This window comes from Dietzia sp., assembly GCF_036741115.1.
GTDB lineage: Bacteria > Actinomycetota > Actinomycetes > Mycobacteriales > Mycobacteriaceae > Dietzia.
The window spans coordinates 1-16,882 of sequence record NZ_DAINST010000002.1 but is presented as its reverse complement, the minus strand read 5'-3'; the positions used below and the strand labels follow the sequence as shown (position 1 = coordinate 16,882).

General features: G+C 72.2%; 10 protein-coding genes and 1 pseudogene. 6 read left to right on the top strand and 5 right to left on the bottom strand.

Annotated elements, in window-relative coordinates; genetic code table 11:
* Nucleotides 1–2 precede the first annotated feature (2 nt).
* Nucleotides 3–3,563 (top strand): annotated as a pseudogene (locus V7E05_RS14245) (alpha-(1->3)-arabinofuranosyltransferase domain-containing protein); the annotation flags it as partial.
* 896 nt (nucleotides 3,564–4,459) lie between these two features.
* Here V7E05_RS14245 and V7E05_RS00475 read toward each other — a convergent pair.
* A complete protein-coding gene (locus tag V7E05_RS00475) occupies nucleotides 4,460–5,707 on the bottom strand; it encodes an acyltransferase family protein (RefSeq protein ID WP_333617716.1) in 1,248 nt (415 codons plus the stop codon).
* A gap of 252 nt (nucleotides 5,708–5,959) precedes the next feature.
* Between V7E05_RS00475 and V7E05_RS00470 the strand changes: the two genes are divergently transcribed.
* On the top strand, nucleotides 5,960–7,279 hold the full coding sequence (locus tag V7E05_RS00470) for a DUF3068 domain-containing protein (protein ID WP_333617715.1): 1,320 nt from the start codon (nucleotides 5,960–5,962) through the stop codon (nucleotides 7,277–7,279).
* Between the two features lie 169 nt (nucleotides 7,280–7,448).
* Here V7E05_RS00470 and V7E05_RS00465 read toward each other — a convergent pair whose 3' ends face one another.
* Entirely contained in the window at nucleotides 7,449–8,828 is a 1,380-nt protein-coding gene (locus V7E05_RS00465) for a polysaccharide biosynthesis protein (RefSeq protein ID WP_333617714.1), read from the bottom strand.
* A 58-nt stretch (nucleotides 8,829–8,886) separates the two neighbouring features.
* Here V7E05_RS00465 and V7E05_RS00460 point away from each other — a divergent pair, with 58 nt between their 5' ends.
* Complete coding sequence (locus tag V7E05_RS00460) at nucleotides 8,887–11,073, top strand: hypothetical protein (protein ID WP_333617713.1); 2,187 nt, start codon at nucleotides 8,887–8,889, stop codon at nucleotides 11,071–11,073.
* Nucleotides 11,074–11,085: 12 nt separating this feature from the next.
* On the opposite strand, the gene V7E05_RS00455 is transcribed toward V7E05_RS00460, so the two are convergent.
* Nucleotides 11,086–12,318, bottom strand: a complete 1,233-nt coding sequence (locus V7E05_RS00455) for a glycosyltransferase family 4 protein (protein WP_333617712.1) — start codon at nucleotides 12,316–12,318, stop codon at nucleotides 11,086–11,088.
* Between the two features lie 176 nt (nucleotides 12,319–12,494).
* Here V7E05_RS00455 and V7E05_RS00450 point away from each other — a divergent pair, with 176 nt between their 5' ends.
* The 3 genes from V7E05_RS00450 (at nucleotide 12,495) to V7E05_RS00440 (ending at nucleotide 15,733) form a co-directional block, all read left to right on the top strand.
* Nucleotides 12,495–13,289 carry an RNA polymerase sigma factor gene (locus V7E05_RS00450; RefSeq protein WP_333617711.1) on the top strand — a complete coding sequence of 265 codons (795 nt, stop codon included), beginning with the start codon at nucleotides 12,495–12,497 and terminating at the stop codon, nucleotides 13,287–13,289.
* Nucleotides 13,290–13,334: 45 nt separating this feature from the next.
* The gene (locus tag V7E05_RS00445) at nucleotides 13,335–14,822 is read left to right on the top strand and encodes a hypothetical protein (protein ID WP_333617710.1); all 1,488 of its coding nucleotides are present in this window, start codon (nucleotides 13,335–13,337) and stop codon (nucleotides 14,820–14,822) included.
* A 62-nt stretch (nucleotides 14,823–14,884) separates the two neighbouring features.
* A complete protein-coding gene (locus V7E05_RS00440) occupies nucleotides 14,885–15,733 on the top strand; it encodes a class I SAM-dependent methyltransferase (RefSeq protein ID WP_333617766.1) in 849 nt (282 codons plus the stop codon).
* On the opposite strand, the gene V7E05_RS00435 is transcribed toward V7E05_RS00440, so the two are convergent.
* Together V7E05_RS00435 and V7E05_RS00430 are read right to left on the bottom strand one after the other, a co-directional pair.
* A complete protein-coding gene (locus tag V7E05_RS00435) occupies nucleotides 15,730–16,401 on the bottom strand; it encodes a response regulator transcription factor (RefSeq protein WP_333617709.1) in 672 nt (223 codons plus the stop codon). The two genes, V7E05_RS00440 and V7E05_RS00435, sit on opposite strands and share 4 nt — an antisense overlap.
* A gap of 222 nt (nucleotides 16,402–16,623) precedes the next feature.
* Nucleotides 16,624–16,882: ATP-binding protein (locus V7E05_RS00430; RefSeq protein ID WP_333617708.1), on the bottom strand; the 259-nt coding region annotated here is incomplete at its 5' end.

The following is a 16,882-nucleotide window of genomic DNA, read 5'->3' as shown; positions in this document are numbered from 1 at the left end:
CGGTGAGCACGGCGTCCGCGCCGCTCCGGGCCCGGGTTTGTAACCTCCTCGGCGTCCCGCTCGCGGATGTCCTCTTTTCTTTCCCGTTCTTCCTGATCGTCGTCGGGCTGCAATCGCCCGGCCAGATCGTCTCGGACACGAAATACGACCTGCTCGTCGACCCGGCGGGCTTCCTCGGCCGCAGCCTGCACGTCTGGACCGACCAGTCGTTCTCCGGGCAGGTGCAGAACCAGGCCTACGGCTACCTCTTCCCCCACGGCGCCTTCTTCGCGCTGGGGCAGCTCGCCCACGTCCCGCCGTGGCTCACGGAGCGCCTGTGGTGGGCGATCGCGCTCACGGTCGGCTTCTCCGGTCTCTACCGGCTCGCCCGCGCACTCGGTATTGCTACCGGTCCGTGGCGGGTGCTAGCCGCGCTCGCCTACGTCGGCGCGCCGAAGGTCCTCACCTCGCTCACCTCGATCTCCTCGGAGATCTGGCCCATGATGTTCGCTCCGTGGGTGCTCCTCGCAGTGCACGCGGGGCTCACCGGGCGTTGGACTCCGCGCCGAGCGGGGGCGGCGGGGGCGCTGGCGCTCGCGCTCATGGGCGCGGTCAACGCCGTCGCCACGGTCGCCGCGTGCCTCCCCGCGCTGATCTGGCTGCTCACGTGCCGGCCCAATAGGACGTGGCGGCGGGTCGCCGCGTGGTGGATCGGGCTCTCCGCGCTGGTCAGCCTGTGGTGGATCGTGCCGCTCTTCGTGCTCGGTGGTGTCGCGCCGCCCTTCCTCGACTACATCGAGTCCTCGGCCGTGACCTCCCGCTGGGCCGCCCTCGTCGAGGTCGTGCGCGGCACCAGCGCCTGGGTCCCCTACGTCTCCCCGGCCGTGCCGGCGAACGCCCCGCTCGTCTCTTCCCCGCTGGTGATCGTCGCGACCGCCGTCGTCGCCGGCGCCGGCCTCGCCGGTCTCGCGTGGCCGGCCGCCAAGGCGCGCGCCGATGGGCGCGATCGGGCCCCGGCCCCGGCCATCCCGCACCGCGACCGGCTCGCGCTCATGCTCGGGGTGGGGCTCTTAGCGATGACGGCGGCCTACATGGGCACCTGGGACTCCCACCTCGCCCCGCATTTCCCGCTCGCCAGCGCCGTGCGCGATTTCCTCGACGGCGCCGCCGCGCCGCTCCGGAACCTTCACAAATGGGAGCCCGTCGGAAGGATCCCGATCGTGCTCGGCCTCGCGTACGCGCTGGGGAGAGCGGCGTCCGCCGTCAGGGGCAGGGCCAGTGCCGGGGACAGGGACGGTGCCTCGGGCGAGCGGGGCGCCGCGCCCGGCCTGGTGCGACGGCTCGAGCACGTCGAGGCCTACCCGGGGCTCGCTGCGGCGCTCGCGGTGGTCCTCGCGCTCGCGCTCGCGGTCGTGCCGGTGTGGAAGGGGGAGCTCGCCGACAACGGCCCGCACGACGCGCCCGCCTCGTACTGGGACGAGGCCGCCGGCTGGCTCGCCGAGAACGCCTCCGATTCGCGGACGCTCGTCGCCCCCGGAACCTCGTTCGGCGTGCAGGTGTGGGGGACGAGCAGGGACGAGACATTGCAGCCCCTCGCAAAATCGCCATGGGCCGTCCGCGACTCGATTCCCCTGCAACCCGCGCCCGCGATCCGTGCACTCGATTCCGTGCAGCGGGTCTTCGACTCCGGCCGGCCCGCGCCCGGCTTGTCTGCGACGCTCGAGCAGCAGGGCATCGGCTATGTCGTGGTCCGCGCCGATCTCGTCCCCGACCAGAGCCGCACCCGGCCGGCGCTCGTGCACGAGGCGCTGCGTTCCTCCGGCGGGTTCACGCCCGTAGCGAGTTTCGGTGAGCCGCTCGGCTCCGAGCCCGTGGTCGGTGCTGAGGCCACGGCCACCGTGGACTCCGGATTCCGCCCGGAGGTGCCGCCGATCGTGATCTACCGTGTCGGCCCCGGAACCGACGCCGCGCAGCAGCCCTACACCGTCCCGCTCGACCAGGTGCCGCAGGTCGCCGGCGGGCCGGAATCCCTCGCGCGGCTCGACGACGTCGCCGCACTGCGCGCGCAAGGGCCAGTCGATCCAACCGCGCGGCTGCTCGCCGGTGACGCCGCCGGCGCGGGGATCGCGCCGACCGCCGTCATCGGCACGGATTCCCCGACGAACCGCGAGACGGACTTCGGGCGCGCGACCCAATCCACCTCCGAGCTGCGCACGCCCGGGCAGGAGCGGGAAACGCTGAGCCCGCTACCCGACTACGCCGCGCAGGTCGGGGATCCGGACCAGGATTCCGAGGGCAACGCGGCCGCGGGCGCACGGGGCCGGACCTCCGCGAGCTGGAGCGGCGGCTCGATCGGCGTGTCGAGCTCGGCAGGCGACGCGAACCAGCCCGGGCCCGTGCAGATCGGGCTCGGCGTCGCCGCGCTGGCCGACCGCGACGAGCGCACCTCGTGGCGCTCGCGGACCGGCTACGGCGCGTTCGGGCAGAGCGTGCGCATCGACATCGCACAGCCGCGAGACCGCCTGTTGCTGCGGATGCTCACGCCGCCCGCCGAAGAACAGAAGGGCTCGCCGGTGGTGCGGGTCGAGGTGCGCACGGACAACGGCACGGCGCTGCAGAGCATCACCCCGGGCACGGCCGCTTCGGTGGCGCTCCCCGCCGGGCCCACTACTTTTATCGAGATCCGGGCCGCCGCCACGGAGTCCGGGACGCGCGGCACGGCGTTCGAGGTCTCCGAACTCGGACTCACGAGCGCGGGGCAGGATGTTCTCCCTCGCCGCGGGGTCGACGTGCCGCGCGCCGACGGGCAGGTCCTCGGCTGGTCGCTGGGGACCGACTACCCGGGGCGCTCGGCGTGCCTGCCCGAGGCCGGGCGTATCGCCGGGCCGGGGAACCGCCCGGGCGCCGAACGCGCCACGCCATGCGATTCGAGCCTCGAGATGGCGGCGGAGGAGCCGGGCACGTTCTCGCGCACCCTCGATCTGGCGGCCGCCGAAAAGCTGCGGCCTGTGCTCACGATGCGCGCGCGGCCCGGCGCCGAACTGGACTCGCTGCTCACCGCCGGGCGCGCGGAGCGCACGGCGAGCGGTGCTTCGGATGTCGACGATCCGATGGGCAACGCGCTCGCCGCCGTGGACGGCGACCCGCTCACTGCGTGGCGTGCCCCCACCGACACGATCCCCGAGCGCGACCGAGTGGTCGCGGGGGAGACGACCAGCTCGGGCTCGGGCGACGGCAAGGACGGCGCCGACGCCGATGCCGAGACCCCCACACCCGAGCTAAAGGTCTCGCTGCCGCGGCGCGGCGCGGTCGGCGCCGTGCGTGTGACCCCGGCCCCCGCCGTCGACGGCGCCGAGCCCGAGAAGATCGAGGTCGCGGTCGGCGACCGCACCACCGAGTTCGACCTCGCCGACGTGCCCGCCGAGTCCGACGGCTCGTGGGTCCTCGACCTGCCGCGGGCCACGAACGACGAGGTGACCCTCCGGATCACCGAGTGGTCCAACGTCCGCAATGACGCCGGCGAGGGCTTCGTGCCCCGCCCCGTCGCTCTCGGCGAGGTCGATGTGCTCGGCGCGCGCGGCGAGTCTCTCGCCCCGGCCCTCGGCTCGTCTGGCGACCTCGTGGAGGTGCCGTGCTCCGCAGGGCCCGAGGTGAAGGTCGTGGATGACGGCGGACAAACCGTGTCCTCCACGCGGATGACCCTGCGCGCGAGCGTCGACGACCTCCGCCGCGGCACTCCCGTCCTCGCCGCGCCGTGCGGGACCACGGCCGACACCGCCCTCGATCTGCCGGCCGGGCACACCACGGTCGAGGTGGATCCGGGCCCCGCGTTGAGCGTCGACGGCATCGAGCTGAGCCCTCCAGGGCTCGCGGGGCGGACGCTCGGCGCGGTCGAGCAGAAGCGCGTCTCTACTTCCGTCGAACAGTGGTCGCCGGCGCGCCGCGAGCTCTCGCTCGATTCGCCGACGGGCGACACCGGGAGCCTCCTCGTGGTCCCGCAGTCGTACAACACCGGATGGACGGCGCGGCTCGTCACGGCCGACGGCTCCACGCCACTCTCCGCGGTGCCCGTAGGCGGCTGGCAACAGGGCTTCGTGCTTCCTGCCGGTGCCCCCGCAGGGGCGCGCGTCGTGCTCACGTTCCCCCTCGACACCCCGTACAGGGCGGCCCTCGCGACTGGACCATTCGCGCTGGTCTTCGTTTTGTGGATGCTCTTCGCCCGCGGGCACGACCGCGCCGGTGCCGCGGCGGAGCCCATCCGGGGCACCCGCCGCCGCTGGGCGATCGGCGGCGCGGTCGCGGGGCTGTTCCTCGGCGGCATCCCCGGGCTGGCGATGTTCGGGGCCGCGATCCTCTGGCTGCGTCGCCTCCCGCCGCGCGCCGCACCGCTGCTCTCCGCGGGCGCGCTCGCCGTGGGCGCGGCGCTCGTGGGCCGTCAGCCCTGGCCGGGAACGGTGTGGGGCGGCGACTCGATCACCGCTCAGCTCTTCGGGCTCGCCGCGCTCTCGGTGGTCTTCGCCCGGGCGACGCTCGACTCCTCGGCGGAGCGCTCGGCGCGAGCGGCGGAGCGCGCGGACCAGAAGCGGCGCGCCGGCTCCTCGACCCAGGAGTAGCTTGCGGCGGCGACGACGATGGTCACGAGCAGCGTGGCCACCCACATGAGCGCCATGTGCCCGCCGAACATCGGCACGTCGAGCGGCGAGAAGAGCAGCTGCAGAACGAGCACGTGCCACAGGAAGATCCCGTACGACCAGCGGCCGAGTGCGAGCATCGGCGGCGAGGACAGCACGCGGAAGCGCGCGCCGGGCGCCGCGAGCACCAGCGGCGAGAGCAGGCACCATGCGATGAGCGCGCCCGAGAACGTGCGCCCCGCGAACTCCGCCGGCGTCGCCTGGACGAAACCCTCGGTGTAGAGGCGTGTGCTCGTCGTGGTGAGGAAGACGGCCGCCGCGAGCGCCCACCACGCCCAGCGCGACCAGCGCGCCGCGTACAGCCTCAGCAGCCACGCGGGCGGCGCCGCCACGAACTCGGCGAGCAACATCCCGGCGGCGAACCACGAAGCAAAGGCCGGCGGGAGGGTGTGCGTATTGACCTCCCCTGGCAGCCCCCACGCGGCGAGCGGGAGGTAGGCCCAGCCGAGAGAGATGACGGCAACCGCCGCGATGATCGGAGCCCGCCACCGCGCCGCCCGCCCGGACAGCGGGCGCAGTGCAAGCCACAGCACGGGCAGCACCACGTAGAACGTCGCCTCGACGGATAGGGACCACGCGTGCGTGAGCCCGTCGACGAGGGAGCCGGGGACGAAGACCTGGAGGAGCAGCAGGTTGGCGATCCAGTCGCGGATGGGCAATCCGACGTTGCCGGGGAGGAGGACGAGCGCCGTCAGCGCCATGGCCAGGTATGCGGGGAGGATGCGTGCGGCGCGGGAACGGAAGTAGCTCCCCGCGGGGCGCGGGGGCGCGTCGGCGCGCGCCGCGCGAGCGATCCCGCGCCACATGAGGAAACCCGAGAGCGCGAAGAACACAGCGACCCACAGGTCGAAGCGGCCCCAGATCCGGGCGATCACCGAGCCCGTCGACGTGCCCGTGAGGAACGCGACGTGAGTGGTGACAACACCGACGGCGGCGATCGCGCGCATGCCCTCGAGGGGCGCGATGAAGCCGGTTGCAGCGCGCTGCGGAAGGGCGCCCTTGGCGCGAGGTGAGTTGCTCATGATCGTGATGCTCATCGTCGCACCTCCGCGCCGCGTGTGGAACTCGGAGCCGCGCCGGGCACTGCGAAGGGGCCACAGACGCCCGGGAAGAGCCCGCACCGTGCCGCGATTTGGCCGGTGGCGCCCGCGTCGGTTCGGGTTGTGGCAACGGTCGCACATATACTGCCCCGTGACCTGAAAATCGACGGTCTCCCGGCCGATCCACCGGACGCGCCCCACCGGCACCGCGGATCGCGCGACGGGATTCGCCGAAAAGGAGCTTCAAGAATGTCCTCTCCCACGTCTGGGGCGAACGCCACTAGCGGCGGCGACAGAAGCCGAAGCGGCCGAGGCCGCGCCAACGGCCGGATCGCCGGCCTCCTCCCCGCGATCCTCATGGCCATCGGCGGCTTCGCGCTGGCCGCGGCCCTCATGCTCGTGTTCGTCGTGGTCCCGGCCAACAAGGTGACACCGCTGGACGTGGACTCCCTGTCCGTGACGGAGAAGGACGACGCCACGCTGCTCGACTCCGCAGCGTTCGCATCAGGCAAGCCCACGGGCGACAACGCCCAGAAATCCGAGTGCAAGCCGGCCGAGGAGGCGAAGCCGGAGGAGCCCGCCGAGGGGGAGGACGAGCCGGCCGAGGACCAGGCGGAGACGCCGAAGGAGAACGCGGTTCTCCCCATGTCCTGCTTCATGTCCAAGGTGCCGCTGGTCTCACAGCGACAGGTCTACGGCGTGGAGCCCGGGAACAAGGACGAGACGACCTTTCAGGCTGTGCAGTCGGTGGTCCGTGAGGACCGCCTCGACGCAGGCGACGAGAAGGCCGCGCTCGTCAGCGCGACCAAGGACCGCGTGACCCTCGACCGCAAGACCGCCGAGCCCGTCGCCGACAACAACGGTTCGGTCGAGCTCATCGATTCCGGCACGACCGGCGAGGCGCCCGGCGACTTCCACCGCGACGGCCTGCAGTACAAGTGGCCCTTCGATCCCAAGAACGAGGACTACCCGTACTTCGACCAGGCGACGTTCACCACGAACCCCATCCACTTCAAGGAGGAGTCGGAGGTCGATGGGGTCAAGGTCAACGTCTACGAGCAAGAGATCGGTCCGATCGACATGTACACCTCGATCGGCGCGCACCTCCAGGCGATCAACCCGGGCTTCTCGCAGACCACGAACTCGATCCTCGCCTCCTACCGGATCAAGGGCACGGCGGGCGCCTGGGGCCTCCCCGGTGACGCGGCGCGTGAAGTCCAGATGAGCCGCTTCTACACGAATCACCGCACCATCAAGGTCTCGAAGGTCACCGGCCGAGTCCTCGACGGCCGCGAGGAGCAGTTCCAGTTCTTCGCCGAGAACCAGGGCGAAGCGGATCAGTTCTGGAACGATAAGACCGCGGTCGAGCAGGAGCGCAACACGCCCACCCGCACCGCGATCGACCTCGTCGCGCAGTGGGACCAGCCGTCCATCGATCGCGCCGTCGACTCCTCCAACCAGTCGGCCTCGCGGATCAACACGTTTGGCCGCGTCCTCCCGATCAGCCTCGGGATCATCGGCTTCCTCTTCGTCATCGGCGGCGTCCTCGTCGCACGGCGCCGAGGCTAGCTAGGCGGCCCCTGCCGGCCGGGCACCATTCCCGGCCGGCTGGGCCCGGCGCCCGGCTCGGCGCACGATTCGGGTGCATGACGGCGCACGCCGACTTCGCCCTGGCCCACAGCGAGCGGCCCCGTACCCCGGACTCACCGGGATACGGGGCCGCTCTTGCGCCTGCCGATCAGTCGGCGCCCCGCGCCGGGCGGGACCGCAGGGCGAACGCGGCGAGCCCTGCCGTCAGGAGGAGAAATACCAGGGCCCAGCCGGCCAGTACGGGGACGGAGAGCGCGTCCCGCGCGGCGTCGCCCAGCACGCCGGAGTGCGCGAGGAGCGGGGGCGCGGCGACGAACAGCACGCCGAGCCAGGCGAATCCGGACTCGCGTGTGCGGTGCGCTGCGATGCCGGCGAGCAGGAGGACCTGGAGGATGGACTGCACGGCGCCGAGGGCGGTGAACAGCCAGAGGAGACCGGAGACGGGGGCGTAGTCCTCGCCGATCACGACGGGAACGAGCGGCGCGACGAGGGCGGCGGCCGCGCAGAGGACCACGCCGATGGCCGCGACCGCGGAGAGCGCGAGCCGGCGCGCGCGGGCATGCGTTTCCGGGCGGGCCATCTGCGGGAAGAGCACCGTGGCGATCGCGGCGGGGAGCCAGAAGCCCACCTTCGTGGCGATGGAGCCGAGGGCGTAGAGGCCGGCATCTCCGGGGGAGAGGACGCTGCGGGCGATGAGGAGGTCTGCCGAGGTGAGCGCGATGAGCGCGAGCTGGACCTGGCTCGCGCGCGCGACGGCCGCGAGATCAGTGCGCGCGGGTGGCTCGGCAGGGGTCTCTGCGGACTGTTCTGCGGGTGCTGCCGAGCCCGCCGCCTCCTTGCTCCGGGAACTCGCCCGTGCGGCCACGTAGACGAGTGCCACGCCGAGAGCCTCGGCGGCGAGCGCTGGAGCCGGTTGCCCCGTGAGCGCGAGGGCCGCCACCGCGGGCGCCGCCTTGCCGACCCCGGTGAGCGCGGAGAAGAAGGAGAAGCGCCGGAACCGTCCCTCGGCCTGGAGGAGCCCCATCTCCACGCCGAGAACGGCGAGAAGCGGGGCACCGAGCCCGGCGGCCGTGACGGTCCACACCGAGGTCGACAGCGCCCATGCCACCGGCCACGCGGCGAGAGCGACGATGACGGCGAGCGCCACGGCTGCGGAGTACCCGACCCGGCGGAGGCGCCTCGTCCCCGCGCACTGCGTGCGGTCACGGGCGACGACGGCCTGCAGGGCGAGCGTCGGGACCGAGGCGATGAGCTGGACGGACAGCAGCGCCGCGAACTCGCCGTAGAGCTCCGGGCCAAGCCAGCGCGAAGCGGGAAGGTGGACGAGATAGGCGGCGACGTTGGCGATCATCGCGCCGAGCGTCACGACGATAGCGCTGCGGCCGAAGCCGCTCTGCGGTGCCGGTGCCGAGGCTGGTGTCTCGGAGGGGGCCTCGACCGGTACCGAGGGCGGCGCCGAGTCTCGAGATACGACCGGGTCCGCGGCCGACTCTTCGCCGCCGGCGGGGTTCTTCGGCTCGTCGGACACGATAAACAGTGTGCCAGTCGCTCCCACGGAACCCGCCCGGTGCCGATAACGTCGGGGTATGCAGCCCATTCGACGAGCGCGCGGCGGCCGGTTCGCCCGGTCGTGGCTCCCGGATGCGCTGCTCATCGCCGTGCTCGTCGCGGCACTGTGGGGCAAGGTGCTCGTGGCCGCCGCCGCGGGAGGAGAGCGCGGCGGTTTCGTGCTACTCCGCGACGCCGTATCGACTCCGCGCCCGCCGCTGTCGGACGGGGCGCTCGGCGTGGGGCAGCAGGCCGCGCGCGCCGTCCCCCAGGACACCGCGATGTGGGCCGTGCAGGGCGTGTTCCGTCTGCTCGGCCTCCCGGAGGCGCTGGTCCTTCCGCTACTCGTGGCTCTCGCGCTCGCTCTACTCGGTGTCGCCGGGCGCGGCTGGGCGCGCGTCGCAGCCCCTGCGGCGGCGCGGAGCTTCTGGCTCCGTGCCCCCGCGATCGTGCTCGCGGTGTGGAACCCGTTCGTCGTCGAGCGCCTTGCGCAGGGCGCGTGGTCGCTGCTCCTGGGCGTCGCGGCCGCGGCGCTCATCCCACTTCTCTTCCTGACGGCGGAGGAACGCGGCGCCCACCGGCTCCCGCGGGACCTGCGGATCCACGCCGGTGTCGCCGCGCTCATCGCCCTCGCGGCATTCACTCCCACGGGCCTCGTGATGGTGGTGATCGCCTGCGGGATCGGCTCCTTCGCCGGCCGCATGAGCCGCGCCGCCCGATGGCACACGGACTCCGAGGTCGCTCTCGTCCCCGAGCCCGGGGCCAGCGCATTCGGGGAGGCCGCGCTCGCACCGACCGACACCGGCGACAACGACCCGGACGAGGAGGACCAGCACTCGCCGATCGTCGTCGGCCGCCCGGGGCGCATCGAGCTCGTCGCCGTCCTCGCCCTCGTCATCAGCGCGCTGCCCGTCGTCATCGCCACGGCCTTCGGATGGGGCAGCGGGAGCGACGGGCTGCAGCTCGGCGCGACGGACCTGGGCCTGTCCTCATCGGCGGCCGGGGTCGCGGCGTTCGCGGCGCGCGCGGAGCCGTTGCTCGGCACGCTCGGCTCCCTCGGTTCGCTCGGCGGGATCTGGAACGCCGACGCCGTGCCGGGGAGCAGGCACAGCGCCTGGGCGCTCCTACTCTCGGCGGCGCTGATCGCCGTGTTCAGCGTCGGGACCGTGCTCGCGATAATCGGCTCCCGGCGCCGCTCGGGGACAGCCGACCCCGTCCGCGACATTGCCCTCCGCTTCGCCGTGACGGGCGCCGTCGTGGTCGTCCTGCTCGTCGCGATCGCCGCGACCGGGCTAGGCCAGACGGTGGTCACGTCCTTCGTCGACTCCTTCCCCGCCGCGGGGGTCGTCCGCGACGGGCAGAAATGGGTGGGCCTCGCTATTCCCGGGTTCGTCGTCGCGCTCACTCTGTGCGTCGAGCGCGCCTCTACGGCGCTGGCGCCGCGCACCGGGGCCATGGGAGCCGTGGCGGCCGCCTTCGGCCTCGTACCGCTGCTCGCTGTGCCAGACGCCCCGGTGTTCCTCGCCGAGCAGTTCCAGGCCACGCGGTATGGCGAGGGCTGGACGGAGGTCGACAGCATCGTCGCGGACTGGGAAGGATCCGGCGCCGGGGCGGGCGCGAATGCCGGGGCGGGCGCAGATGCGGGGACCGGCGCCGGCGCCGGGGCGAGTGCCGCCGCCGGCGTGCTCGTTCTCCCCGACGGCTCGTTCCGCAGGACGCCGTTGTGGGCGGACGGGCGGCCCGTCCTCGATCCCGCCGCCCGCCTCCTCCACGCGCCGGTCCTCGCCAGCGGCGACCTCTACGTCGGTGGACAGGCCGTAGAGGGCGAGGGGACGAAGGCGCGCGTCGCGGAGACCGAGCTAATCGCCGGGGCCCACCCGGCGCGGCTCACGGCGCTCGGGGTCGGCTGGGTGCTCGAGGAGCGCACGAGCGCAGGTGAGCGCGGCGAGTCCGCCGAGACGTTGGCGCACGCCGAGCTCGTGTTCCAGGACGACGAGCTGTCGCTGTGGCGCCTGCCCGCGAACAACGGCGAACCCCAGGCGCCGGCGGCCTCGACGGGGGCCCGAACCGCGGCGGTGGCGGCGCACATCGCCTGGGGCGCACTGCTCCTCGGCGGCATTGCGGTGGCACCAGGGGCTACCGTGACGCGCCGGGGGAGGAGCGGCGCGCGCCGTCATAGAGGGAATGGCCCCCACGGGCGGTCTATGCCCGGCGGGGGACAGTAGACGAACTCCGAGCTATCCCTCGGCGCCCTCTCCGCCAGCGGGTGCGGCGATATCGCCGGCGTGGATGCGGCCCGCCGCCGCCTCGCCGAGCAGCCACTCGACCGCGTCCCCCGTGGCGGTCCAAGAGAAAGTCTCGGCCTTGGCCCGGGCGGCCGCGCCGAGCGCGGAGCGGCGGACGGGCTCGGAGAGCAAACCGCGCGCGGCGGACACGAGCTGCGGCAGATCCTCGACGAGGAGGCCGGTGCGGCCGGAGTCGACGGAATCGCAGAGGCCCGCCGCATGCATGTAGCCGATCGTCGGCACGCCGTGCTGGCCGGCCTCGATCACCGCGAGCCCCCAGCCCTCCTTGCGCGACGGCATGAGGTGCAGATCCGCTCCCGAGAGGATCTCGTGTTTGCGTTCCTCCGAGACGTGGCCGTGGAAGTCCACGTCGCCGCCCACCCCTAGCTCCGCCGCCCGCTCGCGCAGCTTCTCGGCCCACCAGCCGTCGCCGATCACGTCGAGACGCAGCCCGGGGAACTCCGGGCGCAGCTCGGCGAGGGCGTCGAGGGCGTCCTCGACGTGCTTGTGCGGGACGAGGCGGGAGAGCACGACGAGCCGCGGCGGTCGTACGGGCGCCGTTGGACCGTCGGGATCGGGTGGGGCGGAGGGATCCGAGGGCGCAGCCGGCTCGGCGGGCACGAGGGCCGCCGGCACCGGATCCACCCCGTTTCGCACGATGGCGATATTTCCGGCGGGTACCCCCAGCCGTGCGAGCTCTTCCGCCGACGGCCCCGACACCGTGAGCCACTGCCGGCGTCGATGCACGAGCGGAGAGAGCCGGGACTCGGTCCACCAGCCGATGCGCGCGAGCACGGGCCCGGCGACGGGCCACTGCTCCCTGTGGCAGTGGTGCGTGAGCACGATGGTCGGCGCGCCGGAGAACGGTGCCGCGAAGAAGGGCACGCCGTTCTGCGTGTCGATCACGGCGTCGATCGGCGCCTCACGGCCCAGAGCGGCGAATAGCCGGCGTCGCAGCAGGTAGGCCCATGCGCGCGGGTAGACGCCGAGCCGGTTTCCGCCCCGGATGTAGGTGACGCCGCCGCTCCGCTCCCGCCGGGCCGAGCCTCGGTAGCGGGCGGTGCGGAACTCGACGTCGTGGCCACGGGAGGCGAGGTGCCGGCCGACGTGTTCGAGGTATCGCTCGCTTCCGCCGCCCTGAGGGTGCGCGCAGTCGCGCCAACACAGGAGAACGAAACGAGCCATGGCGAGACACAATACCCGCTCGGTCGGTGTGATTCCGAGTGCTGCATCCCCAGCATGCTCGGCGCCGCCGATAGTTAGTCACGCTATGTGAATACCGATTTGACGAGCGGAAACGGGGCCATAACAATCCAGTGGAATGATGTGATCGCGTGGTCAGACGGGGGAAGGGGGGCGATGTGGCCGACTATTCGAGCCAGGTCGACCCAGTGGACCCCGCCGAAGCGCCGACCGCGCCGGAACCCGAGTCCCGGAGCGACGGTGATTCGCCGCGCGCCGTCGCCGGTATCAACGATGCGCTGGTGGCCGCCGCCGTCATGGGTGAGAGTCGTGCGATCGGCGTCCTGTTCTCGGTACTCAACCCGCGTCTGACCCGATACCTGGTGCTCATGGTCGGTCGCGAGGCCGACGATATCGCCTCGGAGACATGGGTCGAGGTGATGCGGAGTCTTCCGCGCTACATCGGCGGCGCCGACACGATCGGCGCGTGGGTGATCGGTATCGGCCGCAACCGCGCGCTCAACCACTACCGACGGCAGAGCTCGCGCCCCAAGACAGTGGCGACGGTCGACGACTTCGTCGGCGTCCTGGCAGCGGAGACCGACACCGCGCAGACCGTGGAGGACAGGTTCGCCACGGCCGAGGCGCTGGCGCGGATCGCGCGGCTCCCCAAGGAGCAGGCCGAGGCCGTCTTCCTACGCAGCATCGTCGGCCTCGACGTGGCGAGCGCCGGAGAGGTGCTCGAGAAGAAGCCCGGCGCCGTGCGGACGTCGGCGCATCGCGGTCTCCGCTCGCTCGAGAAGCAGCTTCTCGAGGAACGCAAGGCCGAAGCTACGGAGACTTCGGGGAACTCTCCGCCAGGGGGAGATCGAGGGGCCGGCTCGCAGAGCCGAAAGGATCCCGGGACGGCGGGTTATAGCCGAAAAACCGGAAGAAGGGCGCCGAAGAGCCCGGAAAAACCGCCCGACGTGTAACGATCTCGCCTTCTGGTGAACTGGAGAACTGTGGACAATGATGGCATGCCCTTGACGGGCGAGGACCTCGAGCACTTGCTTGAGGGCAGCGGGGAGACGGCCTCCCCGCTCTCCGGGCTACTCGGGTCCGCGTCCGCCGGCATGCCCTCGGCTGAGGGATTCACGCTCGTGGCCGGCGCGGCGGGGTCCGCGGCGCTCGCGGGCGCCATCGGCCATGCTGCGTACAGCTCGGCGGGCGGCGGGGCGGCCGGCGCTGCCGGGACCGCCGGTTCGGCAGGCGCTGCGGCGGGAACCGCGGGCGCGGGGACCACGGCGGCCGCAGGGACCGCGGGCGCGGCCGGAGTCGGTGCGGCTGGCGCTGCAGGCGCAGCCGGAGTCGCAGGGACCGCAGGCGGGCTGGGCCTCGGGGCGATCACCGCCATCACGGGCGCGGTGGGCCTCGTCGCGGCCACCGCAGTCGGCGGAGCCGTGATGATCGGCGGGTCCTCGGACCAGACCGGCCCGGACTCGCCCCCCTCGGGCGTGGCGAGCGGCGACGACGGCAGCGACCCGGAAACCGGACAGGGGCCGGAGCAGTCTCCCTCCGGCGCGCCGTCCTCGCCGAGCGAATCGAGTGAAACGAGCGCGACGAGCACGTCGGATACCTCGTCGACGAGCGCGGCCCAAGGCACTTCGACGAGCGGCTCGATGAGCCCGTCCTCGGGCAATGCCACCCCGAATACCCGCGATAACCGGTACTCCGTCCTCCCGCCGTCATACTTCGATTCCGCAACTCCCGTCGCACCCGAGGTGCCGGGCTCGCCGCAGGATGGAAGCGGAAACGGCACGGTAGAGGGCGAACATGCGCCCGTCGAGGTTCCTGCGGATCAGCTGGCCGGTGCAGTCGATGGAGACATGGCAATCGACGATCGAACGCCATCTTCCTCCACTTCGACCTCGCGGGAGAAGGATCGGCCCTCGTTCTGTGTTTTCGAATCCGGCGAAAGAATATGCGGCAGTACTACCGTGACTTCTACGTCGACCGCCGCGTCGTCGGTGCGCGAACCCTCGACTGCGCAGTCAACCCTGGTCACGACCACCTCGAGCACGGCAGCGCCCACGACGTCGGCGACCTCGCTGCCGACCACCTCGAAGCAAGGCGGCGTCGACTCGAGCCAGAGCCCCACGACCGACTCCACCGCGGACGACGTGGACGGAGCGACACGCACCCGGTCCTCCGAAGAGCCGAGAGGCGAGTGGACCACCACGACCGCCGACGCACATGCCGCCGAGGGTCACGCGAGCGGCGCCCAGCGCGCGGCGCCCGACGACGCAGAAACGATCGTGCCGACCGCCCACTCCGCACCCGATGCGGATGACTCTGCGGATCACGACGCCGGGTCCGCGGACGCCTCGCCGGGCTACTCGGGCGCCGCAGAGAAGACCGCTGCGGCGAAGCCGAACCGCGGAGCGGCGGCGACTCCCCACGTCGAGGCGCGGCGCGGCAGGCGCCCGTTCGGTCGAGGGGCGGATCGCCGGGACGTCGGGGCGTGAGGGTGCCGACGCCGTCATCGGTTCGACTGGCCGCGCTCCGTGAGCGGGGCCGCCGCCTCGCGGTGCCGGGCCGGCGCCCGGAGACGCTGCGCTTCCTCGAAGGGCGGGCGACGCTCTCGCGCTCGCTCGGGCTCCTTCGTTCCTTTCCGCTCGAGCAATCCGATCCCGACCGCTTCTACCGTGGCCTCGCCGACGACACGCGCGAGTTGCTCGGCGCTCTCGTGGCCGGCGCGCAGGCGGGGGACGCCGGCGGCGCGCGGGGGGCCGCCCGGGGTGCGGGAGCGGCGAGACACGACAACGCGCTGGCCGGTGCGACGGTCCTCGACGTCGGCGGCGGGCCCGGATACTTCCGCGATTCCTTCGCCGATGTCGGCGCGCGCTACGTCTCCGTCGAGCCGGATCCCGTCGAGCTCTCCGCCGCGGGCCTGAGCCACGAATCCGTGATCCGCGGCTCCGGCATGGCTCTGCCGATCGCCGACGACGCGGTCTATGTGTGCTTCTCCTCGAACGTCGCCGAGCACGTCCCCGAGCCATGGACCATGGCCGACGAGATGGTGCGGATCACGAGGCCCGGCGGCCTGATCGTTCTCTCCTACACGTTGTGGTTCGGTCCGTTCGGCGGGCACGAGATGGGGCTGACCCACTATCTCGGCGGAGCCAGGGCCGCGCGGATGTACGAGCGTCGGCACGGGCACAGACCCAAGAATTTCTACGGCGAGTCGCTGTTCGAGGTCGGCTGCGCCGAGGGATTGCGCTGGGCCGAGCACGTAACGGCCTCTGGGGATGCCGAACTCCTCGCCGCCTTCCCGCGCTACCACCCGGCGTGGGCATGGTGGGCAACGCGCATCCCGCTGTTCCGCGAGGTCGCGGTGTCGAACCTCGTGTTGGTGCTGGAGAAGCGCGGACGCTAACCCACCCGGTAGCCGACGCCGCGGATGGTCTGGACCTTCTGCTCGCCGATCTTGCGCCGCAACGAGCGGATGTAGACGTTGACGATGTTCGACGCCGGATCGAATTCCGAGCCCCACACGCTGTTGAGCAGCTGGAGCCGGCTGATCGTCTCGCCGCTGCGCCGCATGAGTAGCTCGAGCAGCGCGAACTCGCGGTTGGTGAGCTCGACGATTTGTCCGTCGACCTCTACCCGGCGGGTGCGGATGTCGAGGCGGAGGCCGCCGTGCTCGATGATCGACGCGGAATCGTCTCCCGCCGACTCGTCGTGCTCCTTGAGACGGAGGCGGATCCGTGCGAGCAGCTCGGGGACGCGGAACGGCTTGGGGACGTAGTCGTTCGCACCCGATTCGAGGCCCTCGACCGTGTCGTCGGTGCTGTCGCGCGCGGTGACGATGATGACCGGCGCGTCGAGGCCCCGCTCGCGCTCCTGGCGGAGGAGCTCGAAGCCGTCGATATCGGGGAGGCCGATGTCGAGGATCACGAGATCGATATCGGAGATGGAGGCGAGGATCGAGCGGGCACTCTCCCCGTCGGCGGCCTCCAGCGGCGTGTACTCCGCCTCGGAAAGAGCCTTGACGAGCATTGATCGAATCAGTTCATCGTCTTCTACGACCAGAATGCTCTTCATCTAGCGTCCTCCATTACGGGGTTGTCCGCTGCGCCGACGACGACGCGGTCCCGGGTACGCACCGGCAAAAACCTCGCACAAGCATAGTGGATCCGCCATGCGGGGCAGGCGTGCCGTCCGAGCGCGTTCCGGTCCCTCGAGGGGCCGTCGGCCTGTCACGACTCACGACTATAGCGCCAGGCCAAGGGTAGGCAGGGACGAGTTTGTCGGGCCGAGGAGTGTTTACGCACGCCGCGGCCGGATGAGCGGAATCGTGATGGAGAAGTACGCGCCGCCGTCCGGGGCGTTTGCGGCCCCCGCCGTACCGCCGTGCGCCGCGGCGATCGTCGAGACGATCGCGAGCCCGAGCCCGGTCCCCGCCCGCCGGTCGCGGAGCTGCCCGCGTGCCGTGGCGAAGCGGTCGAAGATGAGCTCCTCCTGTCCCGGCGGGATGCCGTGGCCGTGGTCGCGCACCCAGAAGTGGATGAGCTCCCCGTCGTCC

Coding starts and splice junctions, on each gene's coding strand:
- V7E05_RS00445 (WP_333617710.1), top strand. CDS start 13,335: ATGCCCTTGACGGGCGAGGACCTCGAGCACTTGCTTGAGGGCAGCGGG.
- V7E05_RS00455 (WP_333617712.1), bottom strand. CDS start 12,318: ATGGCTCGTTTCGTTCTCCTGTGTTGGCGCGACTGCGCGCACCCTCAG.
- V7E05_RS00470 (WP_333617715.1), top strand. CDS start 5,960: ATGTCCTCTCCCACGTCTGGGGCGAACGCCACTAGCGGCGGCGACAGA.
- V7E05_RS00475 (WP_333617716.1), bottom strand. CDS start 5,707: ATGAGCATCACGATCATGAGCAACTCACCTCGCGCCAAGGGCGCCCTT.
- V7E05_RS00435 (WP_333617709.1), bottom strand. CDS start 16,401: ATGAAGAGCATTCTGGTCGTAGAAGACGATGAACTGATTCGATCAATG.
- V7E05_RS00460 (WP_333617713.1), top strand. CDS start 8,887: ATGCAGCCCATTCGACGAGCGCGCGGCGGCCGGTTCGCCCGGTCGTGG.